This is a genomic window from Lutibacter sp. A64 (genome assembly GCF_022429565.1).
GTDB lineage: Bacteria > Bacteroidota > Bacteroidia > Flavobacteriales > Flavobacteriaceae > Lutibacter.
In genome coordinates this window covers 213,076-239,542 of the sequence record NZ_CP092487.1, presented here as the reverse complement: position 1 = coordinate 239,542, position 26,467 = coordinate 213,076, and the positions used below count along the sequence as shown (strand labels likewise).

General features: G+C 30.5%; 17 protein-coding genes. All 17 read right to left on the bottom strand.

All coding sequences use genetic code 11. From position 1 onward, the window contains the following. Positions 1-78 precede the first annotated feature (78 nt). Positions 79-2,094, bottom strand: a complete 2,016-nt coding sequence (locus MKD41_RS00995) for a glycoside hydrolase family 127 protein (RefSeq protein ID WP_240243586.1) — start codon at positions 2,092-2,094, stop codon at positions 79-81. Between the two features lie 190 nt (positions 2,095-2,284). Then, positions 2,285-4,273, bottom strand: coding sequence for a glycoside hydrolase family 127 protein (locus MKD41_RS00990; RefSeq protein ID WP_240243585.1), 1,989 nt, complete (start codon positions 4,271-4,273; stop codon positions 2,285-2,287). 122 nt (positions 4,274-4,395) lie between these two features. Next, positions 4,396-5,886, bottom strand: a complete 1,491-nt coding sequence (locus MKD41_RS00985; protein ID WP_240243584.1) for a family 16 glycosylhydrolase — start codon at positions 5,884-5,886, stop codon at positions 4,396-4,398. A 2-nt stretch (positions 5,887-5,888) separates the two neighbouring features. Then, the gene (locus tag MKD41_RS00980; protein WP_240243583.1) at positions 5,889-7,454 is read right to left on the bottom strand and encodes an MFS transporter; all 1,566 of its coding nucleotides are present in this window, start codon (positions 7,452-7,454) and stop codon (positions 5,889-5,891) included. A gap of 301 nt (positions 7,455-7,755) precedes the next feature. After that, complete coding sequence (locus tag MKD41_RS00975) at positions 7,756-9,468, bottom strand: RagB/SusD family nutrient uptake outer membrane protein (RefSeq protein WP_240243582.1); 1,713 nt, start codon at positions 9,466-9,468, stop codon at positions 7,756-7,758. Positions 9,469-9,528: 60 nt separating this feature from the next. After that, positions 9,529-12,729, bottom strand: a complete 3,201-nt coding sequence (locus MKD41_RS00970) for a SusC/RagA family TonB-linked outer membrane protein (protein ID WP_240243581.1) — start codon at positions 12,727-12,729, stop codon at positions 9,529-9,531. A 271-nt stretch (positions 12,730-13,000) separates the two neighbouring features. Continuing rightward, positions 13,001-13,858, bottom strand: a complete 858-nt coding sequence (locus tag MKD41_RS00965; RefSeq protein ID WP_240243580.1) for an AraC family transcriptional regulator — start codon at positions 13,856-13,858, stop codon at positions 13,001-13,003. Between the two features lie 113 nt (positions 13,859-13,971). Continuing rightward, a complete protein-coding gene (locus MKD41_RS00960; protein WP_240243579.1) occupies positions 13,972-15,441 on the bottom strand; it encodes a sulfatase-like hydrolase/transferase in 1,470 nt (489 codons plus the stop codon). 70 nt (positions 15,442-15,511) lie between these two features. Further along, positions 15,512-15,865: a hypothetical protein gene (locus tag MKD41_RS00955; RefSeq protein WP_240243578.1), complete on the bottom strand. Its 354-nt coding sequence runs from the start codon at positions 15,863-15,865 to the stop codon at positions 15,512-15,514. Positions 15,866-15,903: 38 nt separating this feature from the next. After that, on the bottom strand, positions 15,904-16,914 hold the full coding sequence (locus MKD41_RS00950; RefSeq protein ID WP_240243577.1) for a family 16 glycosylhydrolase: 1,011 nt from the start codon (positions 16,912-16,914) through the stop codon (positions 15,904-15,906). A gap of 223 nt (positions 16,915-17,137) precedes the next feature. Next, entirely contained in the window at positions 17,138-18,226 is a 1,089-nt protein-coding gene (locus tag MKD41_RS00945; protein ID WP_240243576.1) for a sugar kinase, read from the bottom strand. Positions 18,227-18,307: 81 nt separating this feature from the next. Next, positions 18,308-18,985: a bifunctional 4-hydroxy-2-oxoglutarate aldolase/2-dehydro-3-deoxy-phosphogluconate aldolase gene (locus tag MKD41_RS00940; RefSeq protein ID WP_240243575.1), complete on the bottom strand. Its 678-nt coding sequence runs from the start codon at positions 18,983-18,985 to the stop codon at positions 18,308-18,310. 25 nt (positions 18,986-19,010) lie between these two features. Beyond that, positions 19,011-19,331, bottom strand: a complete 321-nt coding sequence (locus MKD41_RS00935) for a hypothetical protein (protein WP_240243574.1) — start codon at positions 19,329-19,331, stop codon at positions 19,011-19,013. Positions 19,332-19,766: 435 nt separating this feature from the next. After that, positions 19,767-21,224, bottom strand: a complete 1,458-nt coding sequence (locus MKD41_RS00930; protein WP_240243573.1) for an arylsulfatase — start codon at positions 21,222-21,224, stop codon at positions 19,767-19,769. 120 nt (positions 21,225-21,344) lie between these two features. Continuing rightward, the gene (locus MKD41_RS00925; RefSeq protein ID WP_240243572.1) at positions 21,345-22,919 is read right to left on the bottom strand and encodes a sulfatase family protein; all 1,575 of its coding nucleotides are present in this window, start codon (positions 22,917-22,919) and stop codon (positions 21,345-21,347) included. Between the two features lie 78 nt (positions 22,920-22,997). Then, on the bottom strand, positions 22,998-24,683 hold the full coding sequence (locus MKD41_RS00920; RefSeq protein WP_240243571.1) for a SwmB domain-containing protein: 1,686 nt from the start codon (positions 24,681-24,683) through the stop codon (positions 22,998-23,000). A gap of 19 nt (positions 24,684-24,702) precedes the next feature. Further along, positions 24,703-26,457 carry a RagB/SusD family nutrient uptake outer membrane protein gene (locus tag MKD41_RS00915; RefSeq protein ID WP_240243570.1) on the bottom strand — a complete coding sequence of 585 codons (1,755 nt, stop codon included), beginning with the start codon at positions 26,455-26,457 and terminating at the stop codon, positions 24,703-24,705. Positions 26,458-26,467 lie beyond the last annotated feature (10 nt).

Genomic DNA, 26,467 nt, shown 5'->3' with positions numbered 1-26,467 from the left:
AAACACTATGCAAACATCTTATTGTTAACATAGTATTTTCATTTTATTTTAAAAAAATTCAATTAGTTTAAATTTTGTTTATTCTTCCCAAAGAATTGGTAACCAAACAGTCATTTCACTTTCTCCCCTATTTGCCCAAGCAAAATAAGGCACTAACTGAACTTTTTGAGTTTCCCAAGTTGGTTTTGCTATTTCTCTGTACATCCCTTCACCATTTACGTGACGTAATTTAAAATCTCCAGTAATGGTAGAAACACCTCCTAAAAAATTTGGTCTATACGTTGCTGTTAAATTTGATTTTAGAGGTAAATATACATCCAATATATCTGTATTTTTTGGTAAATCTGGAGATTCAACACAATATACAACTGGACCTCTTTTTACTGCAGCTTGATTTCTAACCTCTTCTATTAAAGGATTTCCCTCTAACAATTTAACATCCATTGGCATTTTTAAATTAATTATGTCATTTTTTTTCCACTTTCTATTAATAGTGACATAAGTACCAGCTATTACTTCAGATTCTATATCTTTTCCATTTACTAATAAAGTAGAACCTTTTGCCCATTCAGGTATTCTTATTAATATATCAAAAGCTTCTCTTTTACATTTTTCAATTGTAATATTTACATTTCCATTCCATGGGTATTGAGTTTCTTGTTTCAATTGAATCTTAGATCCATCTAGTTGTTTTGTTTCTAATTTATTTCCACCGTATAAATTTACTGCTACACCATTATTTGTTAAACTATAAGCCCAACCAGAAACTTTTGCAATGGTACGCACTAAGTTTGGAGGACAACAAAAACAAGGAATGTAAGGCTGACGAACATCAAATTCAGTATCATTTCCTGGATCATATCCATCGTGATGTACACGTAGAGGATTTGCATAAAAATAATCTTTACCTTCAATACTAATTCCAGATAAAGCACTATTAAAAAGTACTAATTCCATTATATCTGCATATTTAGCTTCCCCATGAACACCTAACATTCTATAACTAAACATAGAATTACAAATATTTGCACACGTTTCATTATATGCTGTTAAATTTGGCATCATATATTCGTTAATAAAACCTTCATGAATCATATCTACATTTGAAGATGCTCCATGATGAGTTTGTCCTACCGCACCAGTTACATACATTTTTTTATCAACAACATTACTCCAAAGTCTGTCTAAAGCATCAATTAATGCTTGTTCTCCGGTTTCAGCATAAACATCTGCTGCTCCTGCATAAAAATACAATGCTAAAACGGCATGACCTTCGGCTGTTTGTTCCTCTCTTAATGGTGTGCGTTCTTGAACCATATCTCCAATAAACTTAAAACTTGCAGTAGCATCAGGTATAACTTTAGATTTACCTCTCATATTGATAAATAATTCTGCCAACTCTAAATATTTTTTATTTTTTGTAGTTCTGTATAATTCTACCAATCCCATAATTTGAGTTTGATTAAACCCAAATCTTTTTAAATGGTCTGGTTGAGGCATAAATGTATCGTATAAGTTATCTGCACTTTTAATTGCAATATCAAGGAAATTAGTTTTTCCAGTTATACGATTATGAATACAAGCACTTGTATATAAATGTCCACTATTATACATTTCGTGGTACTGTCTATTTCCGTAACGCTTTAAATCAGTGGTTTGAACCTGTGTTTGTAAATAACCATCAGGAGCTTGCGCTCTACCAATTATTTCAATATATCGGTCTAAATCAGCTAATATTTTTTTATCTTTATTTTGAGCATAAATATACATTGAAGCCTCCATCCATTTATAGAAATCTCCATCGTGCAATTTCATTCCTTTATGTTCACCTTCTTTAAGACCAGCTGCAATTTTAAAATTGTTTAAAGCATGGCCTATATCTCCGGTTAGTAACTCTCCCATATAAGGAATCATTACTTCTTCTGCTACTTTAAATTTATCTGCCCAAAAACCATCTGTCCATTGGCAGTCGCCCATATCAATACTTTTAAATTTCACATGAGAACTATTAGCATTGTTAATAATACCATTAGTTTGACCAAATGAAGTGATAATAAATAATACATTAAAAAAGAGTATAAAGAATTTTTTCATTATTAAGTTTTTTATAAATAGTTTAGATTTACACAAAAGTGCTTAAACAAAAAAACAATTTTATATTTAAATTCTATTAATAATATTTACCCACAGTTAACATTATTTTACCTTGAAACCATAAAATTTTAAGCATAAAAAAACCGAAGTATATGCTTCAGTTTTTTTTATGCTTATTTTTAATTAATACTTATAGCCAAATAACAGGCATAAATACCGTCATTTCAGCTTGTCCTCTATTGCTCCATACAAAATAAGGAATTAACTGTGTTTTAAACGCTGTAAAGCTCGGTTTTGTAACGGTTTGGTACATATCTTCTGTTTTACTAGCCCTTAATAAAAGTTCTGTTTCTACAACTGTTACACCTCCTAAAAAGTTGTTTTCATGAGTTGCTTTTAATTGCGAAGAACCATTAAAATAAACATCTAAAATAGATGTATCTTTAGGCAAGTCAGGAGTTTCGATACAATATACAATTGGACCTCTTTTAACAGCAATTTGATTTCTAACTTCTTCTATTCGGTTATGACCTTCAACTAAAGTTACTTCCATTGGCATATCTAACAGAATAACATCTCCAGCTTTCCAAACTCTATTTATTACTGCAAAACTACCTGGATTAACTGCAATACCTACATCTTTACCATTTACTTTTAAGGTACTTCCAACGGCCCATTTAGGGATACGAATTTTAATTTCAAAAGCTGAATTCTTACATTCATCAACAGTAATTTTCACTATCCCTTTCCAAGGATAATCTGTATCTTGAGAAAGTTTTAAAGGTGAACCATCTAACATAGTTGTATCTAAATTATTTCCTCCAAATAATACTACCGCTACACCGTTTTCTGATAAGTTATACGCCCATCCTGAAGTTTTACAAATAGTACGTACTAAATTTGGTGGACAACAAAAACACTCTAAATAAGGTTGTCTTACTGGACTTTCAGTTACATCTGCATGAGAATTATAATCTCTAGAATTATTTACCATTCTTAAAGGATTGGAGTAGAAATAGTCTTTTCCTTCTATACTAATACCTGATAAACCACTATTATACAATACTAATTCAATAATATCTGCATATCTCGACTCATCTTTAATAGCCATCATTCTACTACTAAACATGGCATTACATAAGTTAGCACAGGTTTCGTTATAGGCAGTCATATTCGGCATCATATACGCATCAATAAATCCTTCTTCAATCATATCTAAACTAGTAGAAGCTCCATAATGTGCCTGGCCAACAGCACCAGTTACATACATTTTTTTACCTGTAATATTTTCCCATAAAGCATCTAACGCTTCAATTAATGCTTTTTCTCCGGTTTCAGCATATACGTCAGCTGCTCCTGCATAGTAATATAAGGCCAAAACAGCATGACCAACAGCTTCTCTAGATTCTCTTAAAGGAGTTCTTTCTTGAACCATATCTCCAATAGGATAACCAATAGTTGTATCGTCATGTTTAATTTCATAAGTTCCTCTTCTATTGATAAATTTTTCGGCAAGTTTTAAATATTTCTCATCTTTTGTTGTTCTAAACAACTCTACCAATCCCATAATTTGAGTTTGGTTAAAACCAAAACGTTGATAATGTTTGGTGTCTGGCATAAAATAAGTATACAATAAATCTGCTTGTTTTATTGCTATATCTAAAAAATTACGTTGCTTAGTAATTCTATAATGTATAGAAGCTGCAATAAATAAATGCCCAAAATTATACATTTCGTGATATTTTCTATTTTCAAATCTATCAGCACCTTCAGTAATTTGAATATGTGTATGAATGTAGCCATCGTCCTCTTGAGCGCGTCCAATTACAGCAATATATTCATCTAATTCTTTTAGTAAAGACTCATTTTTAGTAAGTCCATAAATGTACATTTTAGCTTCCATAAACTTATAAAAGTCTCCATCGTGCCAATAAAAACCTTTATGTTCTCCTACTTTTTCACCTGCTGCAATTTTAAAATTATTTAAAGCGTGACCTATATCTCCACATAATAAATCTCCCATATAAGGAAGCATTTTATCTTCTGCATTTTTCACTTTTTCAGCCCAAAATCCTGAATTCCATTTACAATCACCAAAGTTTATACTTTTTAATTTTGCAAAAGGACTTTCTGAATTGTTAGTTATTGCGTTGTTATGGTTGTTTATATTTATACTCATTGATATTCTTTTTTAAAATCTAAACGTTGTTTAAAAAATATTAAAATAGCTTATTCTCTACTTGTTTGTAAACCTAAATTAAGTTTAAATTGAAAAATATTTAATATTTTATTCAACTTCATTTATTTTATAGTTTTTTTAATTGCAATGTCATCAATAAAGAGTTTAGGAGCTTTATCTTTAGGTAAATCTTCTTTTCTAATTTCAATTTTAAGTTGATCGTTTTTAGCTGAAGCTTCAGTTTTTGAAATAGTTGATTCTAATGTAATCCATTGACGACGTTCTAATTTTGATAAATCTTTAAATTCAATTTCTAACTTAGGATTTTCAAAAGAAACATAAATTTTATCAGCAATTCTACCTTGATCTAGCCATACTTTCATAGAGAATGTGTATTCGCCTGCCGGAATATTAATTGCTCCTTCTGGAGTTAAAACAGCTGCTTTTTCAACTTCAAAATTTTCATTTTTACCATATCCTGCAAATTGAAGACTTTCTACACCACTTGCATATTGACCTTCAACAATAGAAAAATATTTTTTAGAAACATCATCTATCAACCAAAATTTCTGATAGTCGTTTGGTTTAGAATCTTCTGGAACCATAGTTAACGGTCTTGGGTTTTCTTCAAATAGTATTGGGCCTTCAAAACCATAAAAAGCACGATCTTTTGCCAATAAATTATCTGAAGGTTTTTGCCAAACTCTCATATATTCTATTTCAAAATCTACTGGTAATTCTTCTTTATGAGGAAGACCTAACCAAAAGAAAATTTCAGAATCTAACCAAATTTCCATTGGATTATTTAGCACCCAATCTAGGCCAACATCATCTTGAGTAAAATGATGTACTAATTTTCCATCAATAAATAGTTTTAAGAAATCTTCACCCCATTCGGCACCATATACATGAAATTCATCTGCAGTTCTAAACGGTAAATCCTCTGTATGTTGAAACACATTTGTTGGTCTTTCAGCAGGTGGACTCCAATCATGAGCAGTTGCTAAATAAGAATCTTCTCTAATATTACCTTTTTTATTTTTTGGATTTCCCATTAACTCATATACATCTAATTCTTGCTCGTATCCTATAGCCCAAAAAGCACCTGTAATAGCTGCATTTCCAACTTTAGATTTCACTTCCATATAACCATTTAAAAAGCGTTTTTTAGAAACTACAGCAGCGGTAGTAATTGGCATTGGTTCTCCTTTATATTCACCATATTTAGAAGTTCCCATATTTCCGTCGGTATAACTTTCTTCAAAAAAATCATAATCTGGTTCCCAGTTTGTTCTAAGTTTTAATTTACCATCTTCAACTCTTACATTATGTGAAACAAATTGAGACGGTGCACGGCCTTTCCAAATGTAATAATCACCATTTAGACCTTCAACAAACCATTTTGTTGTATCTATTGATGCTCCCTCAAATTCGTCTGAAATTTCTTCATTTAATACCCATCCTCCTTTATTTTCAGAATCTGAAAATGGGTAATATAAAGATTCTGTAATGGTATCTTTAGTAGTTTTATTATCATGTTTTTCTGGTCCACAACTTATAAATAAGAAAACTCCTAATAATAGTGTGAAACTATAAATTTTGTAATAATTCATAATTATTTATTTTGTAGTTTTAGTTGAATTTCTTCAATGGTTAATCCTTTGGTTTCTATTAAATATTTATATAAAATTACCAATCCTATGGCAACGGTTATTGCATAAAAAAGCAATGTATTACTTATTCCAAATGTTGCTAGTTGTTTTGGAAAAAAGACTTGTACCATTGAACTTACAATACTTGTTAATAAAGTAAAAAATGGAATGGCAATACCACGAATAGATATAGGGAATATTTCTGAAAACAATACCCACATAACAGGCCCTACTGAAAAATGAAATGCTGCAATAAAACTTAGGATACCTATTAATATTAAAATAGCATTAATTTTAGCTGCTTTTTGTATTAAAACACTTTCGTGATTACGAGCATCTACTTCACCTAATGTTTCTTCTAATGCTTTTTTAAATGAAATATCACTATCATATTCTACACCTACAATTGCATTAAGTCTTTCTGGGTTATTAATTTCATTTAATTCAACAATAGCATTATTATTAATTGTATAGCGTGCTGAATTAAATCCATAAAAACATAGTCCTAAACTTAAAATTATCCAAACCATACCCCAAATAATTAAAGGTCTTCGCCCCAATTTATCTACTAATAACAATCCTAAAATTGTAAAAACAACACTTGTTAAACCTATCCAAATAGATTGCATAAACGCTGCATCTGACCCACCTCCTATTTGTTCAAAAACAGTTGGCGCATAAAATAGAATTGCATTTATCCCTGTAGATTGTTGGGCAATTGCAATTGTAGTTGCAATTATGAAAGTAACACGCATTGGTTTACTAAATATCTGCTTTAATTGTGAAACTATTGAATGATCTTGCTCACTAATATCCATACTATTTTGCATTTCTTGTATATTAAGAGTCACTTCATCTTCAGGAATAATTTTTCTAAGTGTATTTTTAGCTTCCTCTGTTTTTCCATTAAACATTAACCATGACGGGCTTCTAGGTATAAAGTAAAGTAAAGTAAGCCATATAAGAGCTGGCAAAATTTCAGAACCTAACATCCATCTCCAGGTGTTTTCTCTTAAACCTAAATTATCTACCCAAGATACATCTGAATTGGTAAATTGAATAATTAAATAGTTGATAAAGTAAGCTGCAGACAACCCTAATACAATATTTATTTGTGTCATAGAAACCAACTTACCCCTCCATTTTGGTGGTGCAATTTCACCTATATACATAGAAGCTACAGATATAGAACTAAAAGCTAACCCTCCTAAAAATCTAGCTGCTACAAGTGCCCAATAGCTTGGTGCTAATGCCGAAGAGACCGCTGAAACTAAATATAGTGCAGCTATTATTTGCAATGTTTTTTTTCTACCTAGGTAATTACAAGCACTCCCCGCAAAAAACAACGCTAATAAAACACCAATACTTGGAGCCCCTACTACAAAACCTAATTGTAATGGATTTAGTGAAAATTCTTCTGTAATAAAATTTACAGTTCCTGAAATTAAAGCAGCATCTAGGCCAAAAATAAAACCTCCAACTGCTACAATTGTTGCGTAAGTAAATGCATTTTTCTTATATGAACTCATCCTTAAACTATTTTAGTTAGGTTTCTTTACCTTATTTAAGTATTACTACTAATCTTCCTTCCATGTTTTTTATGCTTTTGTCTATCATTTTTCATTCAAAAATAAACGAATATAAAAAGCATATATATACAAAGTAATTAGAAATTCATCGTTTTATATTGATAAATTTTACCCTTTGTTAACCTAATTTTACCTTTTATAATAATGTGAAATTTATAACATAATAAAAAAAGATACCGAAAAAACTCTCGGTATCTTTTAAGTATAAATACTAGGTATTTAATACACCCCAAACATACTATTAATATCCATAATTTTGCTCTAATGAAGCGTCTTTATCTATCTCTGTTTGTGGAATAGGTAAATAATACCTATAATCAAACCAAGGTCTATTTACAACGGTATACTCTTCATAATTTAAGGTACCATCAACAGCTTTTGTCCATTTTAATCCTCTAATATCATAACCACCTATATGGTCTTGATTCATCCATCTTCTTTCATCAAAAAAGTTATGTCCTTCAAAGCAAAGTTCTACTCTTCTTTCTCTTTTAATAGCTTCTAATAAATCTGCCCCACTAGCATCTATATTTGGCTGTAATGCTCTATTTGACACTTTATTAACATAATCTCTAGCAATATTTTCATTTATATAAAACATAGCTTCAGCATAATTTAAATAAATTTCAGCCAATCTGTACATTATATATGGACGGTCTACAGAAAAAGTTGTTAAAGTAGATAAGCTTTCATCTTGAAACTTTCTTATATTATATCCTGTTTTAGAAGAGTGTAATTGGTTTCCTAACCCTTTAGGTGAATCTAATCCATCTGGAGTTGTATCACTTGGGTTATCTGCCAAAGCATAATCTACGTTACGTCCTCTAAAATAAGCTCCTTGAAATAATAGATTTGCATAGTATCTCATTTCTCTTCCTTCATTTATGCTTAATGGATCAAATTCTTCATTATTGGTTCTAGTACCGTCTTTCATATTAAATTCTAAAGCAAAATTATGTGAAGGTGAACTTAAGCCCCAGCCAGTATAACCATTAGGTGATTGTGCCTGATCTGGTAATGTATTAATATCGTTTGCCATTTCAGCATACAGGCTTCCATATGAACGTGCGAATAAAATATCTTGATTTTGGTGTAAAAATAAATTTTGATATTCTGTCGCATTTGCAACAGGAATTAAATCACGATCTCCAACTAAATCTATTACTGCCTTTGCAGCATCAGCTGCATCTTGCCATTTTGTTGATCTTGCATAATCATAAAGAGGTCCGTTTGGCACAGTACTCGGGTCATGTAAATCACTTGCAGCATACAGTAAAACTCTAGATTTAACCGCTAATGCCGCTAATTTAGTTGCTCTACCAAACTCTGAAGCTTCCATTGGTAAAATAGCAGCAGCTTCATCCAAATCATTCACTATAAAATCTACACAATCTTCAAAACTATCTCTAGATAAATTAAATTCATCATCCAATCCAAATGATTTTTTAATAATTGGAACACCTCCATAATATTTAACTAAATTAAAATAGGTAAAAGCTCTTAAGAATGTCATTTCAGCTTTTAATTGTGCTACTTCTTCTGGAGCTTCCTCCATTGCTTCACTACCTTCTATTTTTTCTAAAAATTCATTTATTAGCTTCACATAATCCCAAGAAGTTGCCCATCTATTATTAAATGCCAATCCAGCATTACTTGGAGACCATCCACCTCTCATTTTATATGGATTATCTAAGTCTTTAAAGTTAAATTTAGCTTCCCAAGAAGCTCCTTCTATCCCTATTCTTTGTGTCCACCATTGAGAGCGATTTATAGACCAACTATCTGTAGTGTTATAAGCAGTAACCACCACAAGTTTTGCTTGGTTTACATCGCTATAAATTGCATCTTCTGTAAAAGAATCACTTGCTTCTGTATTTAAAATATCATCACTACAACTCACTATTGTAAAAACAGTTAGCAGTGCAATCGCAAATTTTATTTTTATATATTTCATCTCTTTATCTCTTTATAATTTTCTTATTAATTAACATTTAATAAATTTTCTATTTTTAAATTAAAAATTAAAATTTAAACCAAACGTAAATGATTTTAAGGAAGGGTATCTACTTTGTCTAAAGCTGTTATAACCCTCTGCTTCAGGATCTAAGCCTAAATCATATATATCTGAAAACATAGTTAACACATTGTAACCTCTTACATAAACTTTAACATCAGCAAACCTTGTTATATCTTTAGGTAAAGCATATCCTAATTCAACCTCTTTTAACCTAAGGTATGAAGCATCGCGTAACCATAAATCTGCGCCTTGGAAATTTTCTGGTCCATTTAAACTAGTACTATATGAATCTCCATTTGCATAGGCTCTTGGATATCTTGCTTCAGTATTTTCAGGAGTCCAACGTTGATCATATAAGAAATCTGGCAACGCTCCATTTCCTTCAAAAAACACTTGCATTTTAGCTTTTGCTTGCCCTTGAAATAAGAAACTAAAATTCCAATTTTTATAATTTAAACCTCCGTGTATACCATATTGTACCTCAGGTACGTTTGAAGAGTAAGAACGTATTCTATCTCCTGCGTCTATTCTACCATTTTCATTTGTATCAATATAATATGGTTCTCCTGGAACTGTACCTGCTAATTTTGCAGGTTCAGCATCTACTTGTGCTTGGTTTTGAAAAAGTCCATTTGTTGGATATATTAAATAAGAATCCATTGGATGTCCTTCTTGCTTCATTGCATCTATTACATTTTCAGCCTCATCCATATAAACTACTTCATTTTTGGCTTGAGTAAAATTAAAACCAATATTATAACCTAAATCTTCAATAGTATCATTCCATCCCAATTCAAATTCCCAACCATAATTATCTACTTTACCTATATTTTCTTGAGGTAATGTTAACCCTGTATAATCTGGTATTGATGCATTTCTTGTTATTAAAATATCTTCTCTTTTTTGATAAAAATAATTGAAATCTCCTGTCAATCTACTATCTAATAATGTGAAGTTTAAACCAATATTTTTCATATCTGCAGCCTCCCAAGTAATATCTGGATTTGCAGCTGCAACTCCAATACTAGAATATCCATTATAATATTCTCCACCAAAATTATAATAGTTAGGTAGTGCGCCTACATTACCGGCATAATTATATTGGGTTAAGTACTGAAATCCAGAAATACGGTCGTTACCCATTTTAGCCCAAGATGTTCTTAGTTTTAATGAATTTACCCAAGAAACATCTTCCATAAAAGATTCTTTATCTATTGACCAAGACAATGCAATTCCTGGGAAAGTTCCAAATCTATTTCCTGGACCAAAATTACTAGAGCCATCGTGACGTAATGTAATGTCTACGTAATATTTTTTCATATAATCGTAAGAAAATGACCCAAAATAATTAACACGAGCCCATTCATAAGATGTTCCATCAGAAGTTTGACCATCTGTATCTCCTGCAAATAACTCAGAGTGTTCAGAATCTGGGAAACCTTTCTTTTCTACCCAAAAATTACGTTGATCTGAAGTAGTTTGTTCATATCCAACAAACCCACTAAAATTATGTTTATCGTTTATTGTTTTAGAATAATAAACAGTTGCATTCAACATTAATTCGTTGTATTTCCAAAAACTTTCGCGTAATATATTTTCATTCCCATCTTGTGAAAATCCTGGTTGAGCTACATATTCATCGGCACCTTCTAGATAAGAATAAACCGTCCAAGGACTGTACCAATATTTTTGATCATAATTCATTCTTCTCATACCTGCAAACCCTTTAAATTTTAAACCTTCAGCAAGTTTATTTAAATCATAGTCGACTGATATTTTACCACGTAAATCATTATCTACTTGCTTTTCAAAACCTGTTTCATTACTAGACATAATAACTGGGTTTGCTCCGTTTTCTCCTCCCCAAGCAACTAAACCATTTGGATATACAGCAACTTCAGTAGGAAAATTATTATAAATATTTTTATAAATATAGCTTGTACCAATACCTGGCTCTACAGTTTCACCAAATCTTCCAGATAAATCAACACCTAATTTAAGATCATCTATAATTTTAATATCTAAGTTCGATCTTATTTGATTTTGATCAAATTTTAAGTCGCCTGATTTATACATTCCTTTTTGACGAATCATATCTCCACTAACAAAGTAATTTACATTTTCATTTCCTCCAGAAAGTGATAATGATGTTCTTGATTCTGGTGATGTTTTAGAAAAAGTTTCGTCTGCCCAATTTGTATTAGGGTAATTAATAGGATCTGAACCATTAGCATATTTAACAATATCTTCTTGAGTATATGTAGCATTTCTACCAAACCTTTCTTCTATTTCATTATTATAAATTGCAAATTGTTCCGAAGACATTAAACTTGGTTCGGCTGAAAATGAAGAAATAGTATAAGAAGTAGATAAATTTATTTTAGTTTTCCCATTTTTACCTCTTTTTGTTGTTACTAAAATAACACCATTTGCAGCTCTTGCTCCATAAATTGCAGCAGCTCCATCTTTTAAAACTGTTAAACTTTCAATATCTTGAGGTGACAAATGAGAAAAAGAAGACGCTACAATTCCATCAATTAATATTAATGGAGAGTTATTACCCAAAGTAGATTTTCCTCTTATTAATAATGTTGTTTCACCCGAACCTGGTGTACCTCCTCTATCTGAAATGATTAAACCTGAAACCTTACCTGCCAATGATTTTACTAAATCTTTACTACCCGATTTTTCAATATCTCCAGCTTTTACAGTACTTACAGAACCTGTAACATCTCCTTTTTTTCTAGTTGAATATCCTAATACTACAACTTCATCAAGATTTTCTGTATTAGCTTCTAGCATCACATTTATTGTTGTTTCTCCATCAACTAAAACCTCTTTAGTTTTATACCCTATGTAAGAAAACACAAGAACAGCATTATTATCTACTGAAATTGAATAATTCCCATCAAAATCTGTTAAGGCTCCGTTTGAAGTACCTTTAACTAAAACATTTACACCTGGTAATGGTCCGTCTTTATCAGAAACCACACCAGAAATCTCAATTTGTTGATTTAAGATTATTGGTTCTTTATTTTCAAAGCTACTATACGAAATCGATTTCGCAGCTATACCTTGAAAAAAACTCATTGAAAATAAAAATGCTAAAGTAAGCACCCTGTTAAAATTCAATTTTAAAACTAAACTACCCGAGTTTTGGCAATTTGCTTTTGATTTAAAATTTTTTAGTTTTTTCATAAAATAAGTTAAGTTTAATTTTACTATTATAAGTTTGATTTAATTTATATATAATAAATTATCAATAACAAAATTCAACCTTACATACTGATATATAATATTTTAACCACAATTCATTTAAAAAAACAAAAAGCAATAAAAGTATTAAAATCAAAATATAATTAATGATTTCCTTTGGTTACTTATACAAAGTACGTGGAATATTTTTGTTAAGAAATGGTTAAATTTACCTTCTAACTACATTATTTTACCTCATTAAAAAATGGTATAATTAAATAGTTTTTCTATAATTATTAGGTGTACACCCCATAATTTGTTTAAATTGTTTATTAAAGTTTGTAATAGAGTTATATCCTACAATATAACAAACTTCAGAAACAGGTAAATCTCCTTGAATAAGTAATCTAGAAGCGTTTCTTATTCTAACTTCATTTAAAAATTGAGTGAAGGATTTATTGGTCATTCTTTTAAAAAAACGACAAAAAGAGTTTGTGGTCATACAAGCAACTTCAGCCACATCGTTTAAACTAATATAACTAACATAATTGTCAGATATAAATTTTAAAACATTGTCTATTCTTTGTGAATTTTCTGAAGTAAATTGCCTCATATCTGAAGAAGAAAGTAGTTTCTTATCTTTAACTATAGAGAGTCTATGAAGAATTTCTAATAATTTTATACTTTGCTCTACTGGTTTAAGATTAGCTATATTCATGATATCTTCATGCATTTTTTCACTAGTTTTTTCACCAAAAGCAACGCCATATTTAGAATCGTCTAGCATTTTATTGATTTCCTTAAACTCTACGCTTTCAAAAGTGTTTTCTCCAATAAAATCTTTACTAAACTTAGTAACTATAGTTTTTACAAAATACTCTTCATTATCTTTATAATATGAAATATCATTTCTCCATAAATGTGGTAAATAAGGACCTACTAAAACTAAATCACCAGGTAAAAAAGGGGAAACGCTATCACCTACAAAACGAATTCCGCTACTTTGTGAAATATACAACAATTCATATTCTAGATGGTAATGCCATGATGCATCTAAACAAGGAACTTCCCTGTTTTCGATAAATAGTTTCTTATTTATAGGTTTTTCTGAATTTTTAACTACTAATTTCATCTATTACAAATATAATAAATATATTTTTGATTTGTAATAACATATGTCACATTGAAACTTTGTATAAAAAATAATTTATAGACCTTACTAAAATACCAAATTAAGCAATCTCTTTATTTTTCAATTTGAAAAAGAGTATCAAAATCTGGCATATTCAATGATTCCCAATCTTTACCTGTTTTTTCACTATGAAACCATAAAGGTTTTGTATGAGTTGTACTCCAATCTTTACTTTGCTTTACTAATTTTGTTAAAATTTCTGGATGCTTCAAACTTAGATCAATGGTTTCAGAAATATCATTTTCAATATTGAACAATTTCCAATGTTGTCTGTGAATTTTTAGAGCTTTCCACTCACCAATTCTTATAGCGGCGTCAGTAAATCCTTTTTGATGTCTCATTGCAAAAATTGGTTCTCCTACTCTAGCATTGCTATTTTCTTGAATGTTTTTCCAAATATTTTTACCATCTAATATTTTATCTTTTGAAATAGTTGCGTTTGCTAAATAAGATAATGTAGGATAAAAATCTAATGAAGAAACTGGGTGGCTATAATATTTTCCGGCGGCAATATGTTTTGGCCAATAGAAAAACATAGGTACTCTATACCCACCTTCATAAGTACTTCCTTTTCCTTCTTTTAAAGGATAATTATTTGCTCCTTGATCTAATCTACCTCCATTATCGCTTAAAAATATAATTAAGGTATTCTCTAATTGTTTCGTTTCTTTTAATGCTTCAACCACTTTTTTAACTCCTCTATCAACTGCATAAACCATTGCTGCATAAGTTCTTCTTTTTTCATCTTTAATAGATTCAAACAACTTTAAATCTTCTTTTTTAGCTTCTAAAGGTGTATGAGGTGCATTATATGATAAATATAAAAAGAATGGTTTTTTGGTTTTAGCTGCATCATTAACAAAACGAACAGCCTCTCTAGACAGAGCATCTGTAACGTATTCTGTTTCTACAACTTCTTCTCCGTTATGTTCTAATGGCAATAAATATTCGAAAATATGTTTGTTTCCTGCTTTTTTTCTAATTTCATAAGCTTTCATAAATTGTTCAGGAAAATAATTATGACCTCCTCCTAAAAATCCATAAAAATCATCGAATCCTCTATTGTTTGGGTGGTATTTTTCAACAGCCCCCAAATGCCACTTTCCTAATGCTCCTGTATAGTATCCAGCATTTTGCAAAGTAGAACTTATAAATGTTTCGTTTACATCTATTCCTTCTCCAATAATTTCACTATTTGGAGGTAAATTAAACTGAGATCCTATTGTATGCGGATAACGACCAGTCATTATACTTGCTCTACTTGGTCCACAAAAAGGATGTGTTACATAAGCAGATTTAAAAATAGTTCCTTTATTAGCTAACGCATCTAAATTTGGAGTTTTAATATCTGGAGATCCATTAAAGCCAACATCAGCATAGCCTAAATCATCGCATAAAATAAATAATATATTAGGTTTTATTTCTGATACTGTAACTGATGATTTCTTTTTTGTTGTTCTACAAGCACTTAATACAAAAGCAATACAACACATTAATAATTTAAAAGTATTGATACGAAACATAATTATAGGTTATCTTTTTGAAGAAGAAAGTCTTTAGTGCTATTTTAGAATTAAAGACTTTCTATGTGACTTATATATTTTTTAACTCTTCGCGCATTTTAGCTAAAAAAGGTGCTATTTCTTTATAAGATTTTCCAACTAACTTAATAAACTTTGTATTAAAAGTTTTACTAATTTCTTGGCTTTTAATTTTTTTATTTTCTTTTGACAATCCTTCTTTTACAGCCTTATTAAGATCTAAATAACTTTGAACCATTTCAGTTCTAAATTCTACTAATTCTTTTACTTGATCTTTATTTAAATCATACTCTTTTGTTGCTGTTTCTACAAAATGATTTATTTTTTTTTGTTGTGTTTTTATTTTTTGACCAAATGTAGTACTAACTGTTACTAATAAAATTATTAATAATATTACTTTTTTCATCTCACTTAAATTTTAAATTATTATTATTATTATTATATCTATAAATTACTTTTTTTTTGCCATACCCTAACATATTCAATCTCAAAATCTACAACACCATCGTCTTTTTCTCCTTCAGGGCTATTTAATTCTAAATCTTCTTTAGAATCTGGAACACCATGCCATGGAAATGTTTCCTGATCTAACCAAATATGAATTGGCCCGTCTAAAACCCAGCCATTAGGCAATCCTTTATCTTTAGCATAAGCATTTACTTGTTCTTTTGTAGCTCCTGTTTTATACTTACCATCAACATATAATTTTAATCCATCCTCATCCCACTCAATTCCATATACGTGAAAATCATCTGCTACTCTAAATCCATAATCTAAACGTTCTGTATAAACTGTTTTACCTTTTCCCTCTCTACTCCAATCATGAATTGACCACCAAAGCTCACGATCTTTCCATTCTTTTCCTTTTTGACGGTGATCTCCAAACTGTTCAAAAATATCTAGTTCGGTTTGGCTACCTGTTGCCCAAAAAGCACTAGTAATTTCTGCATCAGCAGCTTTACTTTTAATCTCCATATAACCGTATTTAAAATTTCTTCTCCCAATAAAACAAGCTGTGGTTATATTTTCATATTTTTCAATTTTATTATCAGGTCCCCAGGTTTGCTTGTTATCATCACTAAAAGGAAAATCGGGTTCCCAACGTGTTTCTAAAATTAACTTCCCATCTTCTAATCTATAATTTCTACCTGAAAATTGAGAAGGGGCACGACCTTTCCAAACTTTTTTATTAGGATAATCTGGATCTTTATAAACAGGTTTCCCATTTTCAAACTTTCCTACGATATACCATTTATCTTCGTCTATAACAGCATCTTCAAATTCATCACTAACATCTGTGTTTAAAACCCAATTTCCTTTATTGGATTGATCTGACAAAGGTAATAGCTCAATATTTTTGTCGTCTATTGCTGTATTAATAGTGCTTTTACAACTTAAAAAAAACACTAAGAGTAAGATTCCAATTACAACAAAACCAAATTCATTTTTTTTCATTCTTCTTTTTAAATATTTCAACTTCTTACTTTCACTTAACCCTAAAAGTTTTTATAGTTATTAATTTAACATCTTTTGTTTATCAAATAATAGGCATATTATATTTTCAACATAATTTATGTATTTTGGTAGTTAAACTATTACTGGTTATCCTATTTAGAATAATCAGTAAATACTTATAAACTTCAATTTCAAACAATATTACAACCTAATATTTTTATGACTACCTAACAACTCTACCAGATCCAGAACCTTGCATTAAAGATTCTACTTCTGAACGTGTAGAATAATTAAAATCTCCTTTTATAGAGTGTTTTAAACAAGAGGCTGCTACTGCATATTTTACAGCAACTTGAGGATCTGACAATTCTGCTGTTGTTAACGCAAAAACCAAACCACCTGCAAATGAATCTCCACCTCCCACACGGTCAACAATATTTTTAATTTCATACGGTTGATAGTTATTATTTAAATCTAGTGGTGCAAAAAAAGGTTTATCTGTAGCTGCATCATATAACATTGCTCCCCAATTATTATGTGAAGCTGAATAACTTTCACGTAATGTAATCGCTACTTTTTTTACATTTGGAAATTGTTCAACAACTTGACGAGCTACATCTGGATAACGAGAAGTATCTAATTTTCCAGCATGTACATCTGTATTTCCAGCTCTAATTCCTAAAACATCATAGCAATCTTCCTCATTTCCAATAACAACATCAATAAATGGTAAGATTTTGCGCATTGTTTCTTGAGCTAATTCACGAGCAAATTTAGAGCTGTCCCAATCCCATAATTTTCCTCTAAAATTTAAATCTATTGAAACCGAGGCTCCTGTTTCTTTTGCTTTTTTTGCCGCATATAAAGTTGCTTCAGCTGCATTTTTAGATAATGCAGGTGTAATCCCACTTAAATGCAACCAACTTGCTCCTTTAAAAATATTTTCCCAATCATATGCTTCAGCTGGTGTAATTGCAATTGCAGAATCTGCACGGTCATAAATTACATTACTTGGTCTTTGATTAGCTCCTGTTTCTAGAAAATATAATCCTAAACGACCTTTATCTGTTCGTAAAACATATTGTGTATCTACACCCACAGAACGAACAGCATCGATAGTTGCTTCAGCTAAGGCATGTTTTGGCAAAGCTGTAACATAACGTGCATTTCCTCCAAAATTACAAATTGATGCAGCTACACTTGCTTCTGCACCTGCATAAGTCATATCAAACTGACGTGTTTGTCTTAATCGTAAATTATCAGGAGCAGCTATGCGCCCCATTATTTCTCCAAATGTTACAATTGTATTCATATCGTTAATTCTTTTTTATTGATTCGTAATAAGTACTTTTTTGTTAGGTTTAAAAACTAAAATTTAAAGTGCTTATTAACGTTATTTTTGTGATTTGATACTTTTAATTAAGGTTCTTATTTGTTTGGCATTTTTTGTTATTTCTGCCCAATTCTCAGATTGAATTAACGGACGTTTTGCCACCCAAGACCCTCCAATTGCAGTAATTAAAGGTGATTCTAAATAACTGCTTGCATTTTCTAAGTTACACCCTCCTAATGGTATAAAAGTTGGATTCAAATATTGATAAGGAGCTACCATATTTTTTAAGTGTTCCATACCTCCTGAAGATTCTGCAGGAAAATATTTTAAAACTCTACAGCCTTCCTCTAATGCCATCTCAATATCTGTTGGAGTCATAATTCCTGGAGCAAAAGACAATCCTTGTTTTCTAGCTTCTGCAATAATTTTAGGATTACAACCTGGAGAAACAGCAAAATCTGCTCCTGCATCTACAACTGCACTAACTTGGTCTTTTGTTAAAACAGTTCCAAAGCCCAAACAAATTTCTGACACTTCTTTTTTTATTAATCGTGCAGCATCTAATGCTACAGGCGTACGAAGTGTTAATTCTATTGTATCAACTCCTCCTGCTAAAAGTGCTCTAGAAACTGGAACTACATGTTTTAAATCATCAATGATAAGAACCGCTATAATACCAGCTTCATCAATTTTTTTAATAATTTCAGGTGACATAGCCTGTTGATTTATTGGATACATAATTATCTATTTTTTCTAATTTGAATTATTCTTTTATTTCCAAAAATTCTATAGGAGATCCATTATTATTAATATAGACCACCCGAACTCCTTCGGCTGGTGAAAAAATTTCCCCTAAAACTTTTCTCCCCAAAATTGCATTTTCAATATTATCTACTAGATAAGAAACATGCGGCATTGTTTTTACCATTTCAGACACCAAGCTATCTTTATCAAACTTTACAAATTCAACATTAAACTCATCTTTATTAAAGTCTGTATAATGAAATTTTCCAGGTTCACAAAAACCATCCCATTTCATATCTTCTGTAGTTGGTATTCCTATATGACTAAATTTATATTCCATTTTATGAGTTTAAATAGTTAAATATTAAAGTTTTGAATTTATTTATACATACAAAATACGCTTAAATTCATGGTTTCGTATTGTTTAAATTTACCCTTTATTCACCTTATTTTATCCTTACGAAGACATAGCTTATTACACTATTAAAAATGAAACACGAGAGCTATAGAAGTGTAAAAATGAAGAATAATTACCTTAAAATTAGTTTGCTTAAAACTTATTTTAGTTAGAAAAACCTAGTAATTAGAAAGCGAGTTTAAAACAAAATCAGAAGCCTTAACAAACTAAAAATCAATTTATAAACACAAAAAGAGCTGAAATAAATCAGCTCTTTAATATTTAACAACTTTTATGAAATAAATATTCTATTATTTCTATGCTATTTTAATTTATATTTAAAATGTATTTATGGAATAATTCAATTAAAAAAAATTATTATTCAAATGGAAACAATTTTGAAGCTTCACTCTCTTTAATCATTATCTGCTTTATTTTAGCTGTAATTTCTGGATATTTTGCTGCTACGTTTGTAGTTTCAGCTTCATCATTTAATAAATTATACAACTCTAATTCTCCTTGTTTATTTTTATTATTTATATTGTACCACACACCTTTCCATGGTCCCATTCTAACAGCTTTTCTACCTTGTCTAATATTAAATTCCCAATATAAATAATCGTGCTCTTTTTGATTATTTTTATTTAATAATGTTGGTACTAATGAAATTCCATCAATATTTTCAGGTACTTCAGCACCAACAATTTCTGTTATAGTTGGAACAATATCCCAAAATGCAGATACATGATTTGTAACACTTCCTTCTTTTATATTATTAGGCCAAACAACAATAAAAGGAGCTCTTATTCCACCTTCATACAAATCTCTCTTATAACCTCTAAATCCAAAGGTACTATTAAAAAAATCAGGGTTTACGCCACCTTCTTGTGTTGGTCCATTATCACTTGCAAACATTATTATTGTATTGTCTGCAATACCTAATTCATGTACTTTATTAATAATTTGACCAACATAAGCATCTATTCGTGAAACCATAGTAGCATATGTAGCTCTTGGCTTTTCAACAGAACTATACTCGTACCATACCATATTTGGGCCATAATCAGAAGTATATTTATTGTCTTCGGTATAAGGTATTTCTTCAAATTTACCATCATACATCGCAAAAATTGAGTCTTTTGGTGAAATTAATTCTGTATGTGGTAACGCTAAAGGAACGTAGGCAAAAAATGGTTTATTTTTATTTTCATCTAAAAACTTAAGCGTATATTCTTGTATTTTATCTTGTGAATAAACAATTGTATTTATACCGTCATTGCCTTTTAATGAATCTCTTTTTTGATTATGGTTTAAATATGGTGGATAATACCTATGTGCTAATTTTTGACAATTATAACCGTAGAACTCATCAAAACCTTGATTATTTGGATCACCTTCTCCAAAACCAAGCCCCCATTTTCCAAACATTCCGGTAGTATAACCTTTATCTTTTAAAATCTCTGCCAATGTAAGTGCATCTTTAGGCAATGGCACTTGTCCTTCTTGACCATTGGAAGCCTCTTTATTCCCTCTAATTGGTGTATGACCTGTGTGTTGCCCTGTCATTAACGTTGATCGAGAAGGAGCACATACAGCTGCGCCACTGTAATGTTGCGTAAACTTCATTCCTTTAAAAGCCATTTGGTCTATATTTGGAGTCTGAATCTTTGTTTGTCCATAAACTCCTAAATCTCCAATTCCCATATCATCAGCCAAAATATAAATAATATTTGGGTATTTATTTTGACCTAAAACATTCATTTTTTCTTTTACTTGCGAATAAGAAACTCCTATTGTAGAAACAAGTACAGCAAGTAATATTATTTTATTCTTCATATTTTATATAATTGGTACTTTTAAATTAATCTATTAAAAAAGGCATTTAAAGGCTACTAGAGCTGTTAAATGCCTTTAAAATTGCTCTTAATAAAACATTAATTATAGATAGCTCTGAAACTATCTAAACTGAACTTCTTTAACTCCTATTTTATAATCTTTTCCTCTTAACTTTTCAAAAATATTTTTTAGTTCTGAAAGTTTTTCAGGATTAGATTCCGCTAAATTATTTTGCTGACCTTTATCTTCTTTTACATTGTATAATTGTTCATAAGGAAAGTTACCTACCTCTATACCTACTTTTTCTCTATAATTTTTACCTTTATAACCTGGTATATAAACCCAATCTCCACTTCTTAAAGCTGTTTTCCCTGTTGCTTCAATTATTAAATTATCTCTTCCTTTATCTGTTTTTCCTAAAAAGGTTTTTAATAAATCTTTACTATCTGTAGACGCTTCAGTAGTACCTGTTAAAGTTGCTAAAGAAGCTAATAAATCCATCTGACAGACAATTGCATCAGAAACTGTTGGTTCTATTTTTCCTTTCCAATATGTTATTAAAGGGACTCTTGTTCCGGCTTCAAAAATACTGTATTTACCACCTCTAAAACCACCTTTAGGATCGTGATTTCCTAATTTTTCAACGGCATCATCAAAATAACCATCATTTAAAACAGGACCATTATCACTTGAAAACACAACTAATGTATTCTCTAACAAGCCTTCATCTTCTAAGGTTTTCATAAATTCTCCAATACACCAATCTGCTTCTAAAATAACATCTCCACGTGGTCCCATTCCAGATTTACCAACAAATCTTGGGTTTGGCGTTCTAGGCACATGAGGTTGCTGCATTGCATAATATAAAAAGAAAGGTTTGTCTTTATGTGTTTTTACATATTCTTGTGCTTTTTCTAAAAAATGATCGGCCATATCAATATCACTCCATTTTGCTGCTTCTCCACCTTTCATAAATCCTATTCTTGGTATTCCATTTACAATACTATTATTATGACCATGGTGCCACTTCATTTTAAGCATTTCTGGATTTGTAATTGCTGTAGGTTCACCTTCAAAATTATTTTTATAATCTACTTGAATAGGATCTTCTTTATCTAACCCAACAACATTTCCATTATCAATATATACTGTTGGAACACGATCTTGTGTTGCAGCCATAATATAAGCACTGTCAAAACCAACTTCATTTGGTCCTGGAGACACTCTATTATTCCAATTTACAACACCTGTACCCAATCCTAAATGCCATTTACCAACAACTGCCGTTTGATATCCTTGTTTTTTTAACATTTTTGGTAATGTTTGTTGTTCTGTACTAATTAATAAAGGCGCCGTTCCTGGTAATATTTTAGCATCTTTGTTTCTCCAAGGATACACGCCTGTTAGCAATCCATACCTACTTGGTGTACAAGTTGCTGAAGTTGCATATCCATTTGTAAATTTAACACCTTCATTAGCTAAAGCATCTATATTAGGTGTTTGAATTTCTGTTGCCCCAAAAGAACTTAAATCTCCATAACCTAAATCATCTAAATAAATAATAACAATATTAGGTTTTGCCTGCGTTGTTGCAGTTTCAATCTCTTTTGCCTTTTCTTTACAAGAAACCAAACTTAAAATTGTTACAATAAGAACTAATAAGCTACTGATTTTTCTTAAAAAATTGATTTTCATTTTTTTATCTCTCAAATTATTAAATTATATACAAATGTCTGTTGAAAAAAAATGTTTTCAACAGACATTTATAGTATTTTATGACCTAGGAATTAATTTAATCCAACTTAAATTATCAAAATACATTTTTTGTAATCCTACAGCATCAGAATTATTAGATGTTACAATTTTTAAATCGAATCTTACTCCTGAAGCAATAGCTGTTGTTGTAATATCTTGACTAATTTCAACCCATTCACCACGAGGTAAATTTTCAATATCCCAAACTATTTCTTGACTAGGTTTTTGAATAATGTTAGTGAATGTTTTCATAGTATTACCTGGCTCAAGGTAAACCATATAAGATACTCTGTAAGTACCTGCTTCTATTCCATTAGGTTTAGAAAAATCTGATCCTTGTAACGCTACAGTTACCACTCCGTCTGCGCTTTCATATTTCATAGATGCTTCACCTGCATAAAATTTATCGGTGGTTCTATAAAATGGCAATCCTAAATTATCATTAGCAGCACCAACCCAATAACCATCACAATCGGCTTTTCTAGTTGTATTTCCTGAAGAAGAAGCATTTTCAAATCCAGCCCACGATTCTACTAACACATTACTTCCTAAGTCCATAGTAACTATAGTTGGTTCAAAGTCATCTAACACTCTAGAATCTACTGAAACTATATTTCCTCCAGAATAAGCAAGTCTTATAGTATCTGTATTATAAACTGGTTCTGCTAATGTTAATTCTATAATAGTAGCATCTTGTGAATTTATTTTAGCTGAGCTTACAGCTATATTTTGGTCAAAACCAGCTATTTCATTAGTTACATGTACTGTAAAAAAATCTTCTTGTTGTACCAAAGCAGCTACTTCTCCAGTAACGCTAAAAGAAATTACATTATCTGCAATACTAACTTTACCTGTTCTTACAAACGGTGCTGTAGATGGTAATACTTCAATTTTTAAAGGAATTATTTTTGATATTGTCTTTTTAGGAACTTCTTCACCAGCTCTAATAGATTCCATATAACTTGTAAATTCTCCTAACTTATTATATTTTACAATTGTAGTATCTCCTCCACTTGTTTCTGGCTTTGCTCCTTCAAGATACCATTTTCTTCCTGTTGGTCTTCCTTGTGTTGATTTATCTACATAAACCAAATCTTGACCTGCTTCAATAGATACAGTTTGCCAAGTATCAATTTCTTCTTCTGAAGGGTTTTGATCTTGCGTTAATGTTAACACCTTTACCAATGTTGGATTTAATGGGTCTGTATAATCATATTTAAAAACTTCACAAGCAGGATTTGGATTATCAAAAACATCTATGGTAAATTTTTGTTCAACTTCCCAAGAACCATCTGAAAGTTTTGAAGAATTTGCTACAGAATCTTTAAAAACATTTGTAAGAACTACTTCTTGAATACCAGGCTCAACAAAAAGCACATTTGCTAAATCTTCAGCTGATTCAGTTCCCGGAATTATAAAAGGTGTATAAATTGAATCTTTATCTGTAATCTCTTTATTTAAAAAATTACAAGAAGCAGGAATTGTCCATTTATGACTTATTGCATTTTGTGAAACATCATAAAAAGCAATATAATTATCTATGTTTATTTGTTTCTCTGTAAGATCAAAATTTGCTGCTACTCCATCACCAGTATACCAAGAAAAACTTGAATAATCTCCGAAAGGTGCTTCATAATCATCTTCGCAACCTATAGTAAAGCCTAAGGTTAAAAATAATAGTGATATGATTAATATTTTTTTCATTTTATTGATTTTAAATTAGTTAATTTACGTTTGAATTATTTAATACTTCAGTTAAAGGAAGAGGTAAATATCCGTGTAAACCTTCATTATAATTGGCCGCAGCCTGCACATATTCTTTAATTGTTATTTTATTATTAGAAGGATCTTCACTTAAACCTAATTGAAGTAAACTTGCAGCCCGTTTAGCTGTAGTTCCTTCTTCAGTTGTATAAGAATAATCAATTAAATTAAAATCTAAAGCTGCTAAATCTTCAAAACGTTGTTTTGTAACTCCCCATCTTCTTAAATCTATTGTTCTAGTATCAAAACCTTCACAAGCTAGTTCTAATGGACGTTCAACAAACATTAGTTGTTCCATTAAAGTTTCTTCTGTATAAGTTACACCATTAAAATCATGTCCCGATCCATCATCTTCACCTAGTAATACTAACCCCCAACGTTGACGAATTTTATTAATATATTTTAAAGCTCCGTCAATATCTCCTGTTTTAATTAAACATTCTGCATACATTAAATAAACATCTGCTAAGCGATTAACAACAACATTTTTTCCTGATTTCCATGGTGAATCGCCTACTTCAGGTTCTTTTGTTACAATGTCATGATTTGTGAATTTTTTAAAATTCGAAAATATTGTATTTGTAAACCCTACCACCTGATTAGCCGCAGCATATTTGTAGTATTCAGATTGATTATCGTTTACAACAGCTATCATTTTCGCTCCTCTTAATGGAATATCTCTTAATTTAAGCCCCCCTGCCCCATCATCTACATAATTACGATTGTCTTGAGAATCTAAAGGTTCCGTTGAATATTCATATGTAAGCCAAGCTGCTGGAACAAATTCACTTGCACCTTGTATAATTCCAGTTGGTGCGGTATATCTAGCCCATCTTGTAAAGAAACTTTCTTCGTCCCATTGTGTTTCTTCTGTTTGCTGTACAGCTGAATAATTTAATTCAAAAATAGATTCATCATTATAATCTCCAGCTGACGTAAATAACAAGTTAACTTCATCTCCTTCTAACAATCTATAACCATAAGCTCCATTATTTATAACATCACTTAAATATTCTTTTGCTTTTTCATATTCTTCAGTGTATAGGTAACTTTTTCCTAAAATAGTTGCTGCTGTACCCGCTGTAACTCTTGATTTTTGCTCAAACTGAGCTGGTAAATTTTCATATGCATATTGTAAATCTTCTCTAAAAAAAGCAATTACTTCTTCAGATGAAGATACTGGCTTTGAAAATTCCTCAGCATTTCCAGGTACAGATTCTCTAATTACAATTTTACCTTCATTATAACTTGAATGCAAGTAAAAATGAACTAAACCTCTAAAAAATCGGGCTTGCCCCATTTGTTCTGTCCATCTAGCATCACTCTTATACTCTTCATCCATATTATTTAGCCCTTCAATTACTTGATTTGCTCTAAAAATAACTTGGTACATAGCATCCCATCTTTGACTAACTTCTTTATTTGTATTACTAAATGTTTTATAATACCAAGGTTGTCCTGTACCTAAAGGACTTGTTCTAAATTTTGGATATGCTATATCACTTCTCCAAGATTCAACATTATAGAATAAAATAAAGTGATTTAACATAGCTCCATATACTGAGGTTAAATTAGCATCTGTTTCTTCTAAATTTGACCAGTAAATATCTGCTGATATATTATTTGGATTATCTTCTTCTAGATAATCTGAACAAGATTGCACTGAGAATGTTAATGCAATTATACTTATAAAATATATTATATGTTTTTTCATGTGAATATTT